Origin of the sequence: Myxococcus sp. AM010 (genome assembly GCF_013372585.1) — a bacterium.
GTDB classification, from domain to species: domain Bacteria; phylum Myxococcota; class Myxococcia; order Myxococcales; family Myxococcaceae; genus Myxococcus; species Myxococcus vastator.
In genome coordinates this window covers 11,982-30,652 of the sequence record NZ_JABXEO010000046.1, presented here as the reverse complement: position 1 = coordinate 30,652, position 18,671 = coordinate 11,982, and the positions used below count along the sequence as shown (strand labels likewise).

The window sequence follows — 18,671 nt, the reverse complement described above, 5'->3', positions numbered from 1 at the left end:
TCCTGCCATGCCTCCGGAGGACGAAGGGCCCGACGCTGTTCGCCGTGCCACGGACGCGTGCCTGAAGCGCTTGTCCATGCGCGCGCGCAGCCGCCGCGAGCTGGAGCAGGCCCTGGCCCGGAAGGGCTTCACCGAAGCGGTGCGCGAGGCCGCGCTCGCCCGCGTGAAGGACTGGGGCTACCTGGACGACGAGCGCTTCGCGCGCGAGCGGGCCACCCAGCTCCTGGGCCGGGGTCGGCTGGGGCCGGAGGCGGTGGCCCACCGGCTGCGGGCGCACGGGCTGGAGGAGGGCACGGCCCAGCAGGCCCTCTCCGAGGCGAGCGACGCGGTGTCCTTCGACGCGCTGGCCACGGCCCGCGCGGTGCTGGAGAAGCGGGGGCTGCTCGGCCGCCCGCTGGAGGCCAGGGAGCGGGCCCGCGCAGGACGGCTCCTGGACAGCCGGGGCTTCTCGGAGGACGTCATCTACCGGTTGCTCGGAGAAGCTTCACTGGACCCCTCGGGGCCGGAGGAATAGCGTGGTGGGGATGCGTTCCGCCGTCGCCTTTCTGTCCGCCTTCCTGTTGTTCGGTACCGGGTGTGCGTCCCTCACGCAGGGCCAGGCCGGTGAGCCTGACTATGCCGCCGTCGCCGACGAAAACCTGCGGCTCGGCTCCGAGGCCCTGGAGAACAAGGACTTCTTCCGCGCCCAGAAGTACTTCGAGTACGTCCGGACGAAGTTCCCGTACCAGGAGGCCGCCCGCGAGGCCGAGCTGAAGCTGGCCGACGTGGACTTCGAGCGCGAGGCGCTCCCCGAGGCCAAGGAGCAGTACCAGTCCTTCATCAAGCTCCACCCCACGCACGCCAAGGTGGACTACGCCGCCTTCCGCTCCGCGCTGACGCACGTGCAGGCCTACCCCTCCGAGTTCTTCGCCCTGCCGCCTTCCCACGAGAAGGACCAGGGCGAAATCCGCTCCGCGCTGGTGGCCATGGAGGGGTTCCTGCGCCAGTACCCCCAGTCTCAGTATGTGGCGGAGGCGAAGACGCACCGGGAGGACGCCCAGCGCCGGCTCGCCTTGCACGAGCTGTACGCGGCCCAGTTCTACCAGAAGCGTGAGCGCTGGAAGGCCGTGGCCCAACGCCTGGAAGGGCTGCTGCGCCGCTACCCGGGCACGCAGTACGAGGAGGAGGCCCTCTTCGACCTGCACGACGCGTACGTGAAGCTGAATGACCCGCAGAAGGCGCAGGACACGCTGCGCCAGGTGCTGCGCCGCCTGCCCGGCACGCCCGCGGCGGAGCGCGCCCAACGTATGCTGGGCTCGTGAGGACGACCCAGGACTGGAGCCGCCTGGGTGGCGGCCTCATCGTCATCCTTGCGCTGAGCGCCACCCTGGCCCTGTTCGTTCCACGCTTCCTGGGCGCCGCGGCGGGCCCCGAGCTGGAAATCATCACCGCGCTCAAGGAGACGGAGTCCAGCGGCCTGTCGCTGCCCGTGCCCGGCGCGCCGGGGCCGCTGACGTCCCGGCAGCACCGCTTCGCCCGCATCACCGTCAACGTGGCGCCCGGAGGTCGGCGGGCGGAAGCGCAGGCCACGCTCGACTTCGAGGGCGCCCTGGGCGACACCCGGGTGGGCACCGCGGGCGTGGAGCGGGTACCCTTCGTGGTGCGAAACGGGTCCTGGGTGCCGGAGACGACGCCAGCGCCCCGGCTCCTGGCGGTGGTTACGGCGCTGGAGTCCCGCCGCAGGGCGCTCCAGGCAGCGGACGCGGAGTCCCTGGTGCGGCTGGCGGGGCCGGGCACGCCCGGCGTGGGCGGGCCGGAGTGGGAGCAGTTGCGCCAGGTCCGGGCGCGGGGTTACCAGGTGGAAGCGTGGTACGTGCGGCTGGAGCGGGACGACGCGGTGGTGACGGAGCATTGGCGCCTTCAGGGGGCGCTGCCGGCGCGGCCGGTGGACACCCGGGGCCAGCGGCGACTCTCGTTGTCGCTCAGTGGTGATGAATTCTTGTTTTCTCCCAGCCTCATGTAGGCTAGCCGTCTCGGAGGCAGGGCCCTGGCGGGCCGATTCATGGACGAGCCCCTCAAGCAGCTACTGACCCTCGGGCGCGGCTACTTCGAGAAGAAGCAGTACGCGCAGGCCGAGCAATACCTCGCGAAGATCGTCGAGCAGAATCCGACGTTCGCGGACGTATTCAACATGCTCGGCATCATCTACCACGACCAGGGGCAGTTCGCCCGGGCGCAGCGCGCGTTCGAATCCGCGCTACAGCTCAACCCCGCCTATACCGAGGCGGCGCTCAACCTGGCCGTCATCTACAACGACATGGGGAAGTACGCCGAGGCGAAGGAGGTCTACCAGGCCGCCCTCTCCCAGCAGAAATCCGGCCCGGACGAGCTGGACCCCTACGTGGAGAAGAAGATCGCCAACATGTACGGCGAGATTGGCGACGTCTTCGCCTCCAGCGGCGTGTGGGCCAAGGCCATTGAGGAGTACCGGCGCGCGCTCGCGCTGTGTCCTCAGTTCGTGGACATCCGCCTCAAGCTGGGCAACGCCCTGCGCGACGCGGGGGACAACGCGGCGGCCCTCATCGAATACGAGCAGGTCATCGCCCAGAACCCGGCTTTCATTCCGGGACACATCCAGTATGGAGTCGCGCTGTACTCGGCCGGGCGGCGGGCGGAGGCGGTGCAGGTCTGGGAGGACGTGCTGGTGCGCAGCCCCGGTAACAAGAGCGCGCAGATGTACCTCAACCTGGTGAAGGACCCCGGCAAGGCGGAGCAGGCTGGCTGACGACCATGGACACCCAAAAGACCTACGCCCTCAAGTTCATCTCAGGGAAGTACCAGGGCGGCGAATTCCCGCTGAAGGCGGACAAGCAGATCGTCATCGGCCGCTCCAGTGAGCTGGACATGGTGCTCGTGGAGGACATGGTCTCCCGCAAGCACGCGCGCATCAGCTTCTCCGATGGGAGCATCACCATCGAGGACCTGGGCTCCACCAACGGCACCTTCGTCAACGGTGAGAAGGTGAAGCAGTCCCGCTTGAAGGAAGGGGACCGCATCCTCATTGGCACGTCCATCCTCAAGCTCGTGCACCAGGGCGCTGAAGGCGCCAGCGTGGATGAGGGCACCGCCCGGCTGAAGCTGGAGGAGGCCGCCGCGGCCCAGGCCGCGCGGACGACCAACAAGGCCAGCTCCATGACGGGGAAGATTGAAGAGATTCCCCTCCCGGACCTGCTCCAGCTGTTCCACACGTCCAAGAAGAACGGCGTGCTGGTGGTGCAGCGCAGCGACCAGGAAGGGCGCATCTACCTGCGCCAGGGCCGCGTGTACTACGCCGTCATCGGTGAGAATCACAACCTGGGTCCGCAGAAGAGCTTCAACCGCATCATCACCTGGGAAGAGGGCGACTTCGAGCTGCGCCCGGCGGAGAACCAGGAGTTCATGGTGGAGCTGGACTCGTCCACCGAGGCGCTCCTCATGGACGCGCTCCGCCAGCTGGACGAAATCAAGCGCCTGCAGCCCAGCCTCCCGGCGGCGGACGCCGCGCTGGCGCTGGCCTCGCCGCTGACGCCGCCGCTCAAGGAGCTGGCGCCGGAGCTGCTGGACGTGCTGCAGCTGGTGCACAACTACGGCACCCTGAACGCGGTGATGGACCACGCGGACGCGGACGACGTCGTCACCGCCGAGGCCGTGGTGCAGCTGCTCAAGCGGGACTACATCCGAGCGGCCTGAGCGGTGAACGGGCCGGGCCCTTTTCGGGGCCCGTGCCGGGACGGCGAGGCGCGGGGGAGCGGGCATGGCGGAGAAGAAGACGGACAAGGTGAAGCGCCTCACCGAGCTGAGCCACTGCGCGGGCTGCGCGGCGAAGCTGCGGGCCTCGGACCTGGCGCAGGTGCTGGGGGGGCTGAAGTCCACGAAGGGCCCCCAGGCGCTGGTGGGGTTCTCCACCAACGACGACGCAGCCGTGTACCGGCTGGCGCCCGGCATGGCCGTGGTGGAGACGGTGGACTTCTTCCCACCGGTGGTGGACGACCCGTTCCAGTTCGGGGCCATCGCCGCGGCCAACGCGTTGTCGGACATCTACGCCATGGGCGCGCGGCCCCTCTTCGCGCTCAACCTGGTGTGCTTCCCGGACGAGCTCCCATTGAAGGTGCTGTCGAAAATCCTGGCGGGCGGCCAGTCCAAGGCGGACGAGGCCGGCATCCCCATCCTGGGCGGCCACAGCATCCGCGACCCCGAGCCGAAGTTCGGCATGGCCGTCACCGGCGTGGTGCACCCGAAGAAGGTGCTCACCAACGCGGGCGCGAAGCCGGGGGACGTGCTCTTCCTCACCAAGCCCCTGGGCTCGGGCATCGCCACCACCGCCATCAAGCGGGGCGTGGCCTCCAAGCAGCTGGCGAAGCGGGCGCTGGGCGTGATGACGACGCTCAACCGCGCCGCGGGTGAGGTGTTCGCCTCCGGGAAGTTCAAGGTGAACGCCCTCACGGACGTGACGGGCTACGGCCTGCTGGGGCACCTGCTGGAGATGATGACCGCGGCGAAGGCGCGCGCCATGCTGGACCTGGAGCGCATCCCGCTCATCGCGGAGGTGCCCGCGCTGGCGGAGGACGGCGTGGTGCCCGGCGGTACGAAGTCGAACCTCGCCCACGTCCACAAGAAGGTCCGCTTCCCCGAAGGGTTGCCCGAGTGCATCCAGTGGGTGCTCGCGGACGCGCAGACCAACGGCGGCCTCCTGGCCAGCGTCCCCGCACGTCAGGCGCTCAAGGCGCTCAAGGCGCTGGAGGCGGCCGGCGTGGACGCGGCGCTGATTGGTGAAGTCCAGGTGGGGAAGCCGGGCATCGACGTGGTGGGCTGAGGCCCTGATTTCGCGCTGGCGGCCGGGCTCCGCTAGCATGGGGCCCCAGCATGTCGTCGCCGCGCCGCCCCCTCCTCGGCCTCCTGTCGTTGCTTTGGCTGGTCCCCGTCATCGCCGGGGCGGCGGAGCGTCCCGCGCGCATCATCATCGACCCGGGACATGGTGGCGCGAAGGAAGGCGCCAAGGGCCCCGGCAAGCTGCGGGAGAAGGACGTCGCGCTCCAGATTTCGCTCCGCCTCCGGGACAAGCTCGAGGCCGCGGGGGGCGACGTGTTCCTCACGCGCGAGCGCGACACGCTGGTGTCGCTGACGGAGCGCGTGGCGTGGACCAATGACCACGCGCCCGACCTCTTCATCTCCATCCACGCCAACTCCATGCCCACCCGGCGGATGCGCGCGCGCACCGAGGGCGTGGAGACGTACTTCCTGTCCGCCAGCGCCTCCGGTGACGCCGCGCTCGCCGTGGCGGACCGGGAGAACGCGGAGGCGCCCCTGTCGCGCGCCGCGCGGACGGACTCCACGCTGGCCTTCATCCTCCAGGACCTGGCGCGCACGGAGGCGCACGCGGACTCCTCGCGCCTGGCCTACGCCATCCACCCGCGCCTCGTGCGCCGCACCCGCGCGGCGAACCGGGGCGTGCAGCAGGCCCCCTTCTTCGTCCTCTCCGGCGTGGAGTGCCCGGCCGTCCTCGTGGAGGTGGGCTACATCTCCCATCCCAAGGAGGGCCCCCGGCTGGGCCGGCCGGAGTACCAGGAGAAGCTGGCCGAGGCGATTGCCGAGGGCGTGCTGGCCTTCCTCAAGCAGACGCGGCGCAGGGATGCCGCCCGGGAGACCGAGGTGGCGGGCCCCGTGTCGCCCTGAGTGCACCGGCGCCAAGGCAAACGACACCCGCGCCGCGTGGCTCTGGTAGAGAAGGGGACGCTCGTCCTCATTTCCCAGGAGCCTGCTGTGCGTTCCTTCCAACGTGGTGCGCTGGACCTTCGCCCCGTCGTCCTCACCCCCGGTGTCTCCCGCTACGCGGAGGGCTCGGTCCAGGTGGAGTTCGGCCACACCAAGGTGCTCGTCACCTGCTCCACGGAGGAGCGCGTCCCGCCGCACCTGATGGGCAAGGGCTCCGGCTGGGTGACGGCGGAGTACGGCATGCTGCCGCGCGCCACGCACTCGCGGAACCCGCGCGAGTCCGCCAAGGGCAAGCAGACGGGCCGCACCATGGAAATCCAGCGGCTCATCGGCCGCTCCCTGCGCGCCGCGGTGGACCTGTCCACCCTGGGCACCCGCACCCTCACGCTGGACTGTGACGTGCTCCAGGCGGACGGCGGCACCCGCACCGCCTCCATCACCGGGGCCTATGTGGCGCTGGTGCTGGCGCTGCGCTCGCTGCAGAAGGCCGGCACGATTTCCAAGCTGCCCAAGCTCACGCCGCTGGCGGCCGTGTCCGTGGGCATCGTCAAGGGCGAGGTCCGGGTGGACCTGGACTACGACGAGGACTCCACTGCGGACGTGGACCTGAACCTGGTGGCCACCGCGGACGGCCGCATGGTGGAGCTGCAGGGGACGGCGGAGCACCAGCTCTTCGACCGCAAGGCCCTGGACGCCATGGTGGACGGCGGGCTGGCCGCCATCCAGCGGCTGACCGCCGCGCAGGCGCAGGTGCTGGGATGACGGTGAAGCCCCGGCTACTCTTCGCCACCTCCAACAAGGGGAAGCTGCGAGAGCTGCGCGGCCTCGTGGGAGACGCGGTGGAGGTGGTGTCCCTGGCGGACCTGCCCCCCGTGCCGGAGCCCGTCGAGGACGGCGCCACGTTCGAGGAGAACGCCGTGAAGAAGGCCCGTGCCTACGCGGACGCCACGGGGATGCTCACGTTGGCGGATGACTCCGGCCTGTGCGTGGACGCATTGGGCGGCCGGCCCGGCGTGCAGTCCGCGCGGTATGCCCCGGGGGATGACCGGGCCCGCTACGAGAAGCTGTTGACCGAACTGGCTGGCGTGCCCGACGAAAAGCGCACCGCGTCCTTCCGCTGCGCGCTGGCGCTGGTGAGGCCCGGAGGAGGGGAGGCGAAGGTGGAGGTGGGGCAGTGCACGGGCCACATCGGCCACGCCCCCAAGGGCAGCCACGGCTTCGGTTATGACCCCGTCTTCATCCTCCCGGGAGGAGAGCGGGCCCTGGCGGAGCTGACGCCGGAGGAGAAGTCGGCCATCTCCCACCGGGGGAAAGCCTTCCAGAAGATGAAGCCCCACCTGCTGGGCTTGTAGCCGTTCGGAATGCGAGGCCGTCAGTCACGTCGGCCTTGCGCGTCCGTTCGGGATGGTTCAACAATGCCGGACTTCTCGGGGCGTAGCGCAGCCTGGTAGCGCACCTGCCTTGGGCGCAGGGGGTCGGAGGTTCGAATCCTCTCGCCCCGACTTGAAGTGCAGCATCGGAAGCAGGCGGCCCGGCCAGCTCCAGTAGCTCAGCTGGATAGAGCACCGACCTTCTAAGTCGGGGGTCGCAGGTTCGAGTCCTGCCTGGGGCGCCACCTTATCCGCCTGAAAGCCTTGAGGAAATGCCGTCGCCCGTAAGGGCGGCGGCACCTACTCGGCACGGGCTTACGGCCACGCTCTGGTATCGAAGGCGTAGATTCCCGCCGTGACTTGCCCAGTGGCCCTGTAGGTTGCAAGCATGGGGCGTTCTCAGAAGAGCTTGGACCTCAGGGTCGTCGGTGCGATCTTCGTCGCCATCATTTTGATGGTCATGGTGGGGCAGTTCCTTGGCGCTCGAAACACGGCGAGCGCGACGGATGGCACCCCTGCTCCGGCGCGTGTCGAGCGGGCCGCCAGGGGCTCGTGCATCATTGGCTTCAAGAGCAGCAGTTGTTTCGAGCTGACGCTGAGCGTTCATTCGCCGCGGCAGGCGGTCTTCACGACGAAAATCGACGTGAACATCCCTAACCAGTGGTCTTCCCGCGTCCAGCCCTCATCATGGGTGATGGTCGTTCTCGACCGTGAGGACCCGTCCAAGGTGGGCCTCGATTTGGATGCGTTCGAGCTGCCGCCTCCGGCACCTTCGTCGGACCCGGCGTCCGCCGCGACTGTTTCGCCCTAGCCGGCGATGCTCGCGAAAAGGCGTCAGTTTCCGATGAGTTGAGCGTCGTATCATTTGGGCCTTGTCACGGTCCCGGTTTCCACGATAGGGAAGCCGCCGCTTCAAACGCCGTTCGCGGTAACGCTGTAACGGCGGCCATAGCTCAACTGGTTAGAGCGCCGGACTGTGACTCCGGAGGTTACCGGTTCGATCCCGGTTGGCCGCCCTTCTTGACCCACCCTCGAATTTGCGTTCGTAGCTCAACTGGATAGAGCACCGGGCTTCGAACCCGGGGGTTGGGGGTTCAAGTCCCTCCGAGCGCGCACCTTCCAGCAGGTTGAAGCAGGAACGCCCCCGCCACTTTCGCAGCGGGGGCGCCCCCTCACAGCCTATCGGTCCCCGGCTCCGCTTCACGCATCATGGGCCACGCCGTTGCCGCCGCCCTTCGTCGCCGGCACCCGGCAGCGCAGCTCCGTCTCCGCCTCCAGCGCCAGCAGGTTCTCCCGCATGGCCTTGGCCCAGCGCGCCCGGGGCTGCTCCATCAGCTTCTCGTTGGCCAGGTCGATGGACTCGCTCAGCTCGTCGTCGGAGAGCTCGGAGGCCGTCTTCCCCTTGTGGGGGCCGAACGCCACCACCACGGCGCTCGGCTTGGGGCGTGGCGCGGGCTCCGGACTGGCCGCGGGTGGGGCCTTGGCCACCGGCTCCGGTTGGGGGGCCGCGGGGTTGGCCGCCGCCTCCAGGGGGGACTCGCGGGGACGCCTGGGCTGGAGCGGCACGTCGATGTCCAACTGGGCCGCGGCGGCCTGGGACGCGCGCGGCTCCTGGGATGGCAGCGGCGAGAAGGACGCCTTGATGGGGCCGGGTTTGGCGCCCAGCACCTCGTAGGGGCCGCTGCCGTGCTCATCCGCGTGCGACTCGTAGTCCTCGGCGGGCATCTCTTCCCGCACGTAGAGTCCACCGAAGGCCTCCGGGTACGCCTTGCGCAGGGCGGCCACGCGGGCGCACTTCTCAATCATGGTGGTGGGAATCTTGGACCACAGTGGCGTCTGCTGGACGTAGCCGCTGAAGTCCAACCACACCACCACCGGCAGCTTGTCCTCGCGCACCACACGCGACCAGGCGCCCACCAGCGCGCCCTTGCGCTTGGCGGGGTTGAAGCGGTGCACCACCTCGCCGCGGCCCTGGTCCACCACGATGTCGTCCTCGGCGAACACCGCGCTCGCCTGGATGCCCTTGAAGTCCGGGAAGCGCTCGGCGCGCGCGAGCATGCCGGCCTCGGAGGGCTGGAACTCGTACTTCGTCACCCAGTTGGGCCGCTCGCGGTTGCCGGCGTTCTGCCGGCGCGCCACGCAGAAGGCCTCCTTGAGGAGCGGGTCCAGGCCACTGCGCTTGCACTGCTCGATGAAGAGGGCGAACTCGTCCTCGCTGATGCCGCGAGGGCAGATGGTCCGCTTCACAAGCTCCACGCGCTCCCGCGTCCACCCGGCGTGCTGGCCTCCGTGGCCGCTCGCCGTTCCTTCCACCTTCTGTTGGGGGTTGGCTTCCATCGCTGTCTTCTCCTGCTACGTCCTGCGCGAAAAGGGCGGACGACCTCCGTCCGCCCGCATGGTTGCCGCGGGGTGCTCGGTGCTCTTGAGGTGACTGACCGCGGGCCGTCACGCGCCCGCCGTCCCGCCAGGCGGGGACGAACACGTGCTACGGCCATGTTGAACATCGGTGCAGGGCGCTCGCTTCACAGGCCTGCGTCACGCGCCGGGCCCGGCTGAAGGGCATGCGGACCAGCGCCGCCTCCAGAAATCACCGGAGACAGATCGCCATGGACAGGAATGAAGGGGGGGCGCGAAAAAACGTTTTGACACAGCCAGCGGCGTTCTGTAGTTACCGCCGCCACCTGGACGTCGCGCAGCGCAGGCGGCGGACCGGGGCAGTGCCGGGAGCGTAGCTCAATTGGCAGAGCAATGGACTCTTAATCCATAGGTTGTGGGTTCGATTCCCTCCGCTCTCACTGCGAGGCCCCTCCAGAAATGGAGGGGCCTTTTTGTTTTTCTGGCCCTCTGCCGTCCCGTGGACGTTTCACGGTAAGACGGTGCAGCGCACGACGAGGCAACCCGGGCGGGTGGCGAAACTGGTAGACGCGCCAGACTTAGGATCTGGTACCGCAAGGTGTGAGGGTTCGAGTCCCTCCTCGCCCATTTCGCGTTGACCCGTTCGTGCCTATCCCCTAAAGGCGCACGTCCCACTTTTCCGGCACCGCCCGAAACGACTGATTGTCCGGCGGCGGTGGCGAGCGAGGCCCGCATGAAGGTCCAGGTCGAAGAGCTTTCTCCCATTGAGAAGAAGCTCTCCATCGAGGTCGACGATGCCCGCGTGGCGGAGGAGCTGACCCGCGCGTACTCCAACCTGGGCCGCCAGGTGCGGCTGCCGGGGTTCCGTCAGGGCAAGGTGCCTCGCCGCATCCTGGAGCAGCGGTTCCGTGACCAGGTGGAGGACGAGGTCATCCAGCGCGTGGTGCAGAGCGCGTACGTGGAGGCCATCCGCGAGCACAACGTGGAGGTCGTCGCCACGCCGCAGGTGACCAACTCCGGCCTCAAGGCCAACACCCCGTTCACCTTCGAGGCCCGCGTCGAGGTGAAGCCCAAGGTGGAGGCCAAGGACTACGTCGAGCTGCCGCTGACGAAGTCCGACGCCGCCGTCACCGACGAGCAGGTGAACGAGCAGCTGGAGCGCATGCGCCAGTCGATGGCCCGGCTGGAGCCCGTCACCGACCGCGACACCGCCGCCTCTGGCGACTACGCCACCGTGGACTTCGACGCCACCGTGGACGGCCAGCCCTTCGCGGGCAGCAAGGCGGAGGGCATCACCGTGCAGGTGCAGCCCGGTGAGCTGGTGGAGTCCAAGATTGCCGCCCTGGAGGGCGTGAAGGTCGGCGAGTCCAAGGACATCGACTACGCCTTCCCGCAGGAGTACCAGGTGGAGGAGGTGCGCGGAAAGACGGCGCGCTTCCACGTCACGCTCAAGGGCGTGCAGAAGGAAATCGTCCCCGAGCTGAACGACGACTTCGCCAAGCAGACGGGCATCTCCCAGTCCATGGACGAGCTGCGCACCAAGCTCCGTGAGGACATGGAGAAGGCGCGCAAGTCCCAGGTGGAGGGCGAGGAGCGCGAGGCGCTGGTGAAGGCGCTGCTGGAGCGCAACACCTTCGACGTGCCCCGCGCCATGGTGGAGCGGGCCATGGACTCCATGCTGCGCGGCGCGCTGCAGCAGCTCCAGCGCTCCGGCGTGGACCCTCGCCAGCTCAACCTGGACTTCAACCGTCTGCGCGAGGACATGCGCGAGAAGGCCCTCCAGGAAGTGAAGGGCACGCTGCTCTTCGAGGCCATCGCTCAGAAGGAGGGCATCCAGGCCTCCGACGCGGACGTGGACGCCCGCATCGAGCAGCTCGCCACCGAGGCGGGCCAGCCCGTGGCCACGGTGCAGAAGTACTTCAAGGGCGCCGACGAGCGGCTCGGGTTGTCTCTCCGACTCCGGGAGGAAAAGACGATTGAATTCCTGAGGAGCCGGGCGAAGTATTCGTAAGGTTCCCTCACCGAGGTCGACATGCCCTTCATGCCCGTTCCCTACGTCATCGAGCAGACCCACCGGGGTGAGCGCTCGTACGACATCTACAGCCGGCTCCTGAAGGACCGCATCGTGATGCTGGGCACGGAGATCGACGATGACGTGGCCAACGTCATCGTCGCCCAGCTGCTGTTCCTGGAGTCGGAAGACCCGGACAAGGACATCAACCTCTACATCAACTCGCCGGGCGGGTCGGTGACGGCGGGCCTCGCCATCTACGACACCATGCAGTACGTGAAGTGTCCGGTGTCCACCATCTGCGTCGGGCAGGCGGCCTCCATGGGGGCCGTCCTCCTGCTCGCCGGTGCCAAGGGCAAGCGCTACGCCCTGCCGTCCAGCCGCATCATGATTCACCAGCCCCTGGGCGGTGTGCGCGGTCAGGCAACGGACATTGAAATCCAGGCGAAGGAAATCCTCCGGATGAAGGCGAAGCTCAACGAGCTCATCGTCAAGCACACCGGACAGTCCATCGAGCGTGTCGAGAAGGACACGGACCGCGACTACTTCATGGGCGCGTCCGAGGCGAAGGCCTACGGCATCATCGATGAAATCCAGAACCCCCGGAAGGTCGTGGGGCTGGGCAAGGAAGAGAAGAAGTAGGCGGATTGCCGAGGCTTCGGGGCCTCGGTTGGCAGCCGGAGCCGCGGGAATGCGCCCCCGCGACTCCGGCTTTCTGCTTTCTGCGTCACGGCACAGGCCCTGTTAAGTACCCGGAAGGCGCGTGGACGTTCCGGACGGGGGCTGACTAGATTGGTTCCGAGCCAGGAACGGGGTGGAGTTCGGGGTCGGGGGCCTTTCAGGCGCAGCGAGGGACGAAATGGCGGGCAAGAACGTGGAGAAGCGAGACAACCAGACCCTCTGCTGCTCTTTCTGTGGAAAGTCACAGAAGGAGGTCAAGAAGCTCATCGCGGGGCCAACGGTCTACATCTGCGACGAGTGCATCGGGTTGTGTAACGACATCATCGCGGAGGAGATTGACCGCGAGGAGACGAAGGACACCAAGCTGCGCATCCCCCGGCCCTCCGAAATCAAGGCGGTGCTGGACGAGTACGTGATTGGGCAGGAGCGGGCGAAGAAGACGCTCTCCGTCGCCGTGCACAACCACTACAAGCGCATCGAGTCCAAGGTCGCGATGGAGGACGTGGAGCTCCAGAAGAGCAACATCCTTCTGCTGGGTCCCACCGGTAGCGGCAAGACGCTGCTGGCGCAGACGCTGGCGCGCATCCTCAACGTGCCCTTCACCATCGCCGACGCGACGTGCCTCACCGAGGCCGGCTACGTGGGCGAGGACGTGGAGAACATCATCGTCAACCTGCTGCAGGCCGCCGACCACGACATCGAGCGGGCCCAGCGCGGCATCGTCTACATCGACGAAATCGACAAGATCGCGCGCAAGTCGGAGAACCCCTCCATCACCCGCGACGTCAGCGGCGAGGGCGTTCAGCAGGCGCTGCTCAAGCTCATCGAAGGCACGGTGGCCAACGTCCCGCCCAAGGGGGGCCGCAAGCACCCGCAGCAGGAGTTCCTGCAGGTGGACACCACCAACATCCTCTTCATCTGCGGCGGCGCCTTCGGCGGGCTGGACCAGGTGATTGAGCGGCGCATGGGCGGTCGCAGCCTGGGCTTTGGCGCGGAGGTGCAGTCCAAGAAGCAACGCAGCCTCACGGAGCTGCTCAAGCACGTGGAGCCGGAGGACCTGCTGAAGTTCGGCATGATTCCGGAGTTCATCGGCCGCCTGCCCATCATCACCGCGCTGGAGGAGCTGGACGAGGCCGCCCTCATCAACATCCTCAACCAGCCGAAGAACGCGCTCACCAAGCAGTACCGCAAGCTCTTCGAGCTGGACGGCGTGACGCTGAAGTTCACCGACGGCGCCCTCAAGGCCATTGCCAACGAGGCCATCCGCCGCAAGGCGGGCGCCCGTGGCCTGCGCTCCATCCTGGAGTCGGCCATGCTGGACGTGATGTACGAAATCCCGTCCCGCAAGACGGCCCGCGAGGTGCTCATCTCCGAGGACGTGATTCTCAAGAAGAGCGAGCCGGTGGTGCTGCACGCGCAGCCGGACAAGGAAGCCGCGGAGCCGAAGAAGGAATCCGCCTGACGCCTGGGCCCCTGTCTGGGGCCCCGGTGTCGCCTGATTGACGGGGCGCGTCACGGAGCCACCAGGTGGGGTCCGGGCGCGCCCCTTTCATCAGGGGAGGGGCCGGGCTGCGTTGGCCCCGCCACACTTTTTGTGGGACGGCCGGGGGCCTTTCTGTATGTGCTGGGCCCATGAGAAAGCTGCTCGTCCCCGCCCTGATGTCGCTCGCGGCGTGTGCCTCCCAGAAGGAGGCCGCGCGTGAGGAGCTGCCCGCGGCAGCCTCCGCGGCCCCCGTCCCTGAGGAGTCCCCCCGCATGTCACACCCGGCGACCCGGGCAGAGCAGGTTGTCGACACGTTGCACGGCGTCCAGGTGGCGGACCCCTACCGGTGGCTCGAGGACGAGAAGGCCCCCGAGGTCCAGGCGTGGATGGCGGCGCAGGACGCGCACGCCCGCGAGGCCCTGGCGAAGTTCCCCGGCCGCGAGGCGCTGCACAAGCGCTTCACGGAGCTGTTCTACACCGACTCCGTCTCCACCCCGTCGCGCCGCGCCGGGCGCTTCTTCTACGTCCGCACCCACAAGGACAAGGAGAAGGCCATCCTCTACTGGCGCCAGGGGGAGAGCGCGCAGGAGCAGGTGCTGCTGGATCCGAACGGCTGGAGCAAGGACGGCACCGTGTCCCTGGGGACGTGGGCCGCGTCCTGGGATGGCAAGAAGGTGGCCTTCGCCCAGAAGCCCAACGCCGCGGATGAGGCGGTGCTGCACGTCATCGACGTGGACTCCGGCGAGTGGTCCAAGGTGGACGTCATCGAGGGCGGCAAGTACGCCACGCCCAAGTGGACGCCCGACAGCAAGGGCTTCTATTACGAGTGGCTGCCCACGGACGCGTCCATCAAGGTGGACGAGCGCCCCGGCTACACCACCATCCGCTACCACGCGCTGGGCACGGACCCGTCGAAGGACCCGGTGGTGCACGAGCGCACCGGCGACCCGACGACGTTCCTCCAGAGCGACCTGAGCCGCGACGGCAAGTACCTGTTCGTCTACATCCTCCGCGGCTGGAGCGAGAACGACGTCTACTGGAAGCGCCCGGGTGAGAAGGACTTCCGCCTGCTGGTGAAGGGCGCGGGCGCCAAGTACGAGGTTCGCGCCTGGAAGGACCGCTTCTACGTCCTCACCGACGAGGGCGCCCCGCGCCAGCGCGTCTTCGAGGTGGACCCGGCGAAGCCGGCCCGCGCGTCGTGGAAGGAAATCGTCCCCGAGGACCCGTCCGCGTCCCTGCTGTCCGCCAACATCGTCGGCGGGCACCTGGCGCTGGAGTACCTCAAGGACGCGACGTCCGAGGTGCGCGTGGCCACGCTGAAGGGCCATCCGGTGCGCACGGTGCAACTGCCGGGCGTGGGCGCGGCGTCCAACCTGGTGGGCCTGGAGGACCTGGATGACGCCTATTACGTCTTCACGTCCTTCACCACGCCCCGTCAAATCTACAAGACGTCCGTCAGCACCGGGAAGTCGGAGCTGTGGGCCAAGGTGGACGTACCCATGGACCCGGCGCAGTACCAGGTCGAGCAGGTCTTCTATGCGTCCAAGGACGGGTCGAAGGTGCCCATGTTCGTGGTGCACCGCAAGGACCTGAAGCGTGACGGCAACGCGCCCACGCTGCTCTACGGCTACGGCGGCTTCAACGTGAACATGGAGGCCACCTTCCGCTCCAGCATCCTGCCCTGGCTGGACGCGGGCGGCGTGTACGCGGTGGCCAACCTGCGCGGCGGCGGCGAGTACGGCAAGGCGTGGCATGACGCCGGCCGCCTGGACAAGAAGCAGAACGTCTTCGACGACTTCCACGCGGCGGCCGAGCACCTGGTCCAGGCGAAGTACACGCAGCCCAAGCGGCTGGCCATCTACGGCGGCAGCAACGGCGGCCTGCTGGTGGGCGCGGCCATGACGCAGCGGCCGGAGCTGTACGGCGCGGTGGTGTGCGCGGTGCCCCTGCTGGACATGGTGCGCTACCACCTCTTCGGCAGCGGCCGGACCTGGATTCCGGAGTACGGCACGGCGGAGAAGCCCGAGGACTTCAAGACGCTGCACGCCTACTCGCCCTACCACCACGTGCGGCCGGAGGTGCGCTACCCCGCGCTGCTGATGATGGCGGCGGACCACGACGACCGGGTGGACCCCATGCACGCCCGCAAGTTCGTGGCGGCGGTGCAGAACGCGCCCGGAAACCCGGCGCCGGCGCTGCTGCGTATTGAAGCCAACGCGGGCCACGGCGGCGCGGACCAGGTGGCCAAGGCCATTGAGTCCAGCGTGGACCTGTATTCGTTCCTGTTCCATGCCCTGGAGGTCCAGGGGGCACAGGGTGGGGTGGCTGCGCAGGGCCGCTGACACCCCAAGCGGACGCCCGAGGGAGCCTCGGGTGTTCCCTTGATGGCACGACGCCGTTCCCCAATCTTGAGCCGGGGAACGGCGCCGCGAATCGCCGTGTTATAGAACTGCTGCATCCCGTACGAATGCTCGGCGAGCGAGCAGACGGGCAACTCTTCCAGGGGCCTGCAACTCCGACGGCCCGCAGGTGGCGGATACATGTTCTTCGGACGTGACGACAAGAAGGAAGCCCAGAAGCGGGGTCTGACGGTCCCGCTCTTGCCCCTTCGGGACATCATCGTGTTCCCGCACATGGTGGTGCCGTTGTTCGTCGGCCGGGAGAAGTCCATCGCGGCGTTGAAGGACGCGATGGCGCACAAGGGGCCGGACGACAAGGCCGTCATCCTGCTGGCCGCGCAGAAGAAGGCCAAGACGAACGACCCCACCCCCGACGACATCTTTCACTTCGGTACGCTGGGCCACGTCATCCAGCTCCTCCCGCTGCCCGACGGCACGGTCAAGGTGCTGGTGGAGGGCGTGCGCCGCGCCAAGGTGAAGAAGTTCCACCCCAACGACGCCTTCTTCATGGTCGAGGTGGAAGAGGTGGAGGAGCAGGCGGAGAAGACGGTGGAGCTGGAGGCGCTCGTTCGCAGCGTCCACTCCGTCTTCGAGGCCTTCGTCAAGCTCAACAAGCGCATTCCGCCTGAGATGCTGATGCAGGTGGCCAGCATCGACGACCCGGCGCGGCTCGCGGACACCATCGTCGCGCACCTCTCCCTGAAGCTGAACGACAAGCAGGCCCTGCTTGAGACGGAGTCCCCGGCCAAGCGCCTGGAGAAGCTCTACGAGCTGATGCAGGGGGAGATCGAGATTCTCCAGGTGGAGAAGAAGATCCGCACGCGCGTCAAGAAGCAGATGGAGAAGACCCAGAAGGAGTACTACCTGAATGAGCAGATGCAGGCCATTCAGAAGGAGCTGGGTGAGCGCGACGAGTTCAAGAACGAAATCCAGGAGATTGAAGAGAAGCTGAAGAACAAGCGGATGAGCAAGGAGGCCACGCTCAAGGTCAAGAAGGAGCTGAAGAAGCTCCGGATGATGAGCCCGATGAGCGCCGAGGCCACGGTCGTCCGCAACTACATCGACTGGATCATCAGCCTCCCCTGGTACGACGAGACCCAGGACCGCCTGGACGTCACCGAGGCGGAGACGGTGCTCAACGAGGACCACTACGGCTTGAAGAAGCCGAAGGAGCGCATCCTCGAGTACCTGGCCGTGCAGCAGCTGGTGAAGAAGCTCAAGGGCCCCGTGCTGTGCTTCGTGGGGCCGCCGGGCGTGGGCAAGACGTCGCTGGCGCGCTCCATCGCCCGGGCCACCGGCCGCAAGTTCGTGCGCCTGTCGCTGGGCGGCGTGCGGGACGAGGCGGAGATTCGTGGCCACCGCCGCACGTACATCGGCGCGATGCCGGGCAAGCTCATCCAGTCGCTGAAGAAGGCGGGCAGCAACAACCCCGTCTTCCTGCTCGACGAAATCGACAAGATGTCCACGGACTTCCGTGGCGACCCGAGCGCGGCGCTGCTGGAGGTGCTGGACCCCGAGCAGAACCACAACTTCAACGACCACTACCTGGACCTCGACTACGACTTGTCCAAGGTGATGTTCATCTGCACCGCGAACACGATGCACAACATCCCCGGTCCGCTGCAGGACCGCATGGAGGTGATTCGCATCGCGGGGTACACCGAGCCGGAGAAGCTCTCCATCGCCCGGCGCTACCTCATCCCGAAGGAGCAGGAGGCCAACGGGCTGGCGGACCTCAAGGTGGACATCTCCGACCCGGCGCTGCGGACCATCATCCACCGCTACACGCGGGAGTCGGGCGTGCGCTCGCTCGAGCGTGAGATTGGTGGCGTGTTCCGCAAGATTGCCCGCGACGTGCTGAAGAACGGCAAGCGGGACATCGAGGTGGACCGGAAGATGGCCATGAAGTTCCTGGGCACGCCCCGCTACCGCTACGGCGTGGCGGAGAGCGAGGACCAGGTGGGCATCGTCACGGGCCTCGCCTGGACGGAGCTGGGTGGCGAAATCCTCACCACCGAGGCCACGGTGATGCCGGGCAAGGGCAAGCTCATCATCACCGGCAAGCTGGGCGAGGTGATGCAGGAGTCCGCGCAGGCGGCCATGTCCTACGTGCGCAGCCGCGCCGAGCGCTTCGGCATCGACCGCAAGGCGTTCGAGAACTACGACATCCACGTCCACCTGCCGGAGGGCGCGATTCCGAAGGACGGTCCGTCCGCCGGCGTCACCATCTGCACCGCCCTGGTGAGCGCGCTCACCCGCGTGCTCATCCGCCGCGACGTGGCGATGACGGGGGAAATCACCCTGCGTGGACGGGTGCTCCCCATTGGCGGCCTGAAGGAGAAGACGCTGGCCGCGCACCGGGCGGGCATCAAGACGGTCCTCATCCCGAAGGCCAACAAGAAGGACCTGAAGGACATCCCGCTGAAGATTCGCAAGCAGCTGCGCATCGTCCCGGTGGAGTTCGTGGACGACGTGCTGCGCGAGGCGCTGGTGTTGGAGCGGCCGGAGGAGTTCGGCCGCAAGCCCGTCTCCGACGGTGGCAAGCTGGGCGCCGAGCTGCCGTCGTCGCCGGCCGTGGCTCCGGCCTAGCGGAGACAGACGGCACCCGGCGAGCCACCGCGCCCGCCGGGCCGCGCTGAAGG

At 67.9% G+C, this 18,671-nt stretch carries 16 protein-coding genes and 6 tRNA genes; 21 read left to right on the top strand and 1 reads right to left on the bottom strand.

What is annotated here, in order from left to right; translation table 11 throughout:
- The first annotated feature begins 7 nt into the window (after nucleotides 1–7).
- The 14 genes from HV826_RS21050 (at nucleotide 8) to HV826_RS20985 (ending at nucleotide 8,213) form a co-directional block, all read left to right on the top strand.
- A complete protein-coding gene (locus tag HV826_RS21050; RefSeq protein ID WP_176418812.1) occupies nucleotides 8–514 on the top strand; it encodes a regulatory protein RecX in 507 nt (168 codons plus the stop codon).
- Nucleotides 515–524: 10 nt separating this feature from the next.
- On the top strand, nucleotides 525–1,301 hold the full coding sequence (locus tag HV826_RS21045; RefSeq protein ID WP_176418811.1) for an outer membrane protein assembly factor BamD: 777 nt from the start codon (nucleotides 525–527) through the stop codon (nucleotides 1,299–1,301).
- Complete coding sequence (locus HV826_RS21040; protein ID WP_176418810.1) at nucleotides 1,298–2,002, top strand: hypothetical protein; 705 nt, start codon at nucleotides 1,298–1,300, stop codon at nucleotides 2,000–2,002. Before HV826_RS21045 ends, HV826_RS21040 begins: the two co-directional genes overlap by 4 nt.
- A gap of 39 nt (nucleotides 2,003–2,041) precedes the next feature.
- A complete protein-coding gene (locus HV826_RS21035; RefSeq protein ID WP_176418809.1) occupies nucleotides 2,042–2,764 on the top strand; it encodes a lipopolysaccharide assembly protein LapB in 723 nt (240 codons plus the stop codon).
- A 5-nt stretch (nucleotides 2,765–2,769) separates the two neighbouring features.
- Nucleotides 2,770–3,708, top strand: coding sequence for a DUF4388 domain-containing protein (locus HV826_RS21030; protein ID WP_176418808.1), 939 nt, complete (start codon nucleotides 2,770–2,772; stop codon nucleotides 3,706–3,708).
- Nucleotides 3,709–3,772: 64 nt separating this feature from the next.
- Complete coding sequence (gene selD / locus HV826_RS21025) at nucleotides 3,773–4,831, top strand: selenide, water dikinase SelD (protein WP_176418807.1); 1,059 nt, start codon at nucleotides 3,773–3,775, stop codon at nucleotides 4,829–4,831.
- 50 nt (nucleotides 4,832–4,881) lie between these two features.
- Nucleotides 4,882–5,691: an N-acetylmuramoyl-L-alanine amidase gene (locus HV826_RS21020; RefSeq protein ID WP_176418806.1), complete on the top strand. Its 810-nt coding sequence runs from the start codon at nucleotides 4,882–4,884 to the stop codon at nucleotides 5,689–5,691.
- A gap of 87 nt (nucleotides 5,692–5,778) precedes the next feature.
- The gene (gene rph / locus HV826_RS21015; RefSeq protein WP_176418805.1) at nucleotides 5,779–6,492 is read left to right on the top strand and encodes a ribonuclease PH; all 714 of its coding nucleotides are present in this window, start codon (nucleotides 5,779–5,781) and stop codon (nucleotides 6,490–6,492) included.
- Nucleotides 6,489–7,082 carry an RdgB/HAM1 family non-canonical purine NTP pyrophosphatase gene (gene rdgB, locus HV826_RS21010; RefSeq protein WP_176418804.1) on the top strand — a complete coding sequence of 198 codons (594 nt, stop codon included), beginning with the start codon at nucleotides 6,489–6,491 and terminating at the stop codon, nucleotides 7,080–7,082. The genes rph and rdgB overlap by 4 nt, the downstream gene beginning before the upstream one ends.
- Nucleotides 7,083–7,158: 76 nt before the next feature.
- Nucleotides 7,159–7,232: transfer RNA gene (locus HV826_RS21005), tRNA-Pro, on the top strand.
- Between the two features lie 36 nt (nucleotides 7,233–7,268).
- Nucleotides 7,269–7,345: transfer RNA gene (locus tag HV826_RS21000), tRNA-Arg, on the top strand.
- Between the two features lie 143 nt (nucleotides 7,346–7,488).
- Nucleotides 7,489–7,911, top strand: coding sequence for a hypothetical protein (locus HV826_RS20995; RefSeq protein ID WP_176418803.1), 423 nt, complete (start codon nucleotides 7,489–7,491; stop codon nucleotides 7,909–7,911).
- A 131-nt stretch (nucleotides 7,912–8,042) separates the two neighbouring features.
- Nucleotides 8,043–8,116: transfer RNA gene (locus HV826_RS20990), tRNA-His, on the top strand.
- Between the two features lie 23 nt (nucleotides 8,117–8,139).
- Nucleotides 8,140–8,213 (top strand) — tRNA-Arg (locus HV826_RS20985).
- A gap of 87 nt (nucleotides 8,214–8,300) precedes the next feature.
- Here HV826_RS20985 and bet read toward each other — a convergent pair.
- A complete protein-coding gene (bet, locus tag HV826_RS20980; RefSeq protein WP_176418802.1) occupies nucleotides 8,301–9,437 on the bottom strand; it encodes a phage recombination protein Bet in 1,137 nt (378 codons plus the stop codon).
- Between the two features lie 385 nt (nucleotides 9,438–9,822).
- Here bet and HV826_RS20975 point away from each other — a divergent pair.
- From HV826_RS20975 to lon, 7 genes are all read left to right on the top strand, one after another.
- Nucleotides 9,823–9,895 (top strand) — tRNA-Lys (locus HV826_RS20975).
- Nucleotides 9,896–10,000: 105 nt separating this feature from the next.
- Nucleotides 10,001–10,082, top strand: a tRNA-Leu gene (locus HV826_RS20970).
- A gap of 106 nt (nucleotides 10,083–10,188) precedes the next feature.
- Nucleotides 10,189–11,466 (top strand): trigger factor, encoded by a 1,278-nt coding sequence (gene tig / locus HV826_RS20965; RefSeq protein ID WP_176418801.1) that lies wholly within the window; start codon nucleotides 10,189–10,191, stop codon nucleotides 11,464–11,466.
- A gap of 21 nt (nucleotides 11,467–11,487) precedes the next feature.
- A complete protein-coding gene (gene clpP / locus HV826_RS20960; RefSeq protein ID WP_011552098.1) occupies nucleotides 11,488–12,108 on the top strand; it encodes an ATP-dependent Clp endopeptidase proteolytic subunit ClpP in 621 nt (206 codons plus the stop codon).
- A 217-nt stretch (nucleotides 12,109–12,325) separates the two neighbouring features.
- Entirely contained in the window at nucleotides 12,326–13,609 is a 1,284-nt protein-coding gene (clpX, locus tag HV826_RS20955) for an ATP-dependent Clp protease ATP-binding subunit ClpX (protein ID WP_217917562.1), read from the top strand.
- Between the two features lie 197 nt (nucleotides 13,610–13,806).
- Nucleotides 13,807–15,972, top strand: coding sequence for a prolyl oligopeptidase family protein (locus HV826_RS20950; RefSeq protein WP_176418841.1), 2,166 nt, complete (start codon nucleotides 13,807–13,809; stop codon nucleotides 15,970–15,972).
- Between the two features lie 198 nt (nucleotides 15,973–16,170).
- Nucleotides 16,171–18,618, top strand: a complete 2,448-nt coding sequence (gene lon, locus HV826_RS20945) for an endopeptidase La (protein ID WP_176418800.1) — start codon at nucleotides 16,171–16,173, stop codon at nucleotides 18,616–18,618.
- Nucleotides 18,619–18,671: the final 53 nt, after the last annotated feature.

Excerpts from the sequence above, each read along its gene's own strand:
- HV826_RS21050 (WP_176418812.1), top strand. The coding sequence starts at position 8 with ATGCCTCCGGAGGACGAAGGGCCCGACGCTGTTCGCCGTGCCACGGAC.
- HV826_RS21045 (WP_176418811.1), top strand. The coding sequence starts at position 525 with ATGCGTTCCGCCGTCGCCTTTCTGTCCGCCTTCCTGTTGTTCGGTACC.
- HV826_RS21035 (WP_176418809.1), top strand. The coding sequence starts at position 2,042 with ATGGACGAGCCCCTCAAGCAGCTACTGACCCTCGGGCGCGGCTACTTC.
- HV826_RS21030 (WP_176418808.1), top strand. The coding sequence starts at position 2,770 with ATGGACACCCAAAAGACCTACGCCCTCAAGTTCATCTCAGGGAAGTAC.
- selD (WP_176418807.1), top strand. The coding sequence starts at position 3,773 with ATGGCGGAGAAGAAGACGGACAAGGTGAAGCGCCTCACCGAGCTGAGC.
- HV826_RS21020 (WP_176418806.1), top strand. The coding sequence starts at position 4,882 with ATGTCGTCGCCGCGCCGCCCCCTCCTCGGCCTCCTGTCGTTGCTTTGG.
- rdgB (WP_176418804.1), top strand. The coding sequence starts at position 6,489 with ATGACGGTGAAGCCCCGGCTACTCTTCGCCACCTCCAACAAGGGGAAG.
- HV826_RS20995 (WP_176418803.1), top strand. The coding sequence starts at position 7,489 with ATGGGGCGTTCTCAGAAGAGCTTGGACCTCAGGGTCGTCGGTGCGATC.
- bet (WP_176418802.1), bottom strand. The coding sequence starts at position 9,437 with ATGGAAGCCAACCCCCAACAGAAGGTGGAAGGAACGGCGAGCGGCCAC.
- tig (WP_176418801.1), top strand. The coding sequence starts at position 10,189 with ATGAAGGTCCAGGTCGAAGAGCTTTCTCCCATTGAGAAGAAGCTCTCC.
- clpP (WP_011552098.1), top strand. The coding sequence starts at position 11,488 with ATGCCCTTCATGCCCGTTCCCTACGTCATCGAGCAGACCCACCGGGGT.
- clpX (WP_217917562.1), top strand. The coding sequence starts at position 12,326 with ATGGCGGGCAAGAACGTGGAGAAGCGAGACAACCAGACCCTCTGCTGC.
- HV826_RS20950 (WP_176418841.1), top strand. The coding sequence starts at position 13,807 with ATGTCGCTCGCGGCGTGTGCCTCCCAGAAGGAGGCCGCGCGTGAGGAG.
- lon (WP_176418800.1), top strand. The coding sequence starts at position 16,171 with ATGTTCTTCGGACGTGACGACAAGAAGGAAGCCCAGAAGCGGGGTCTG.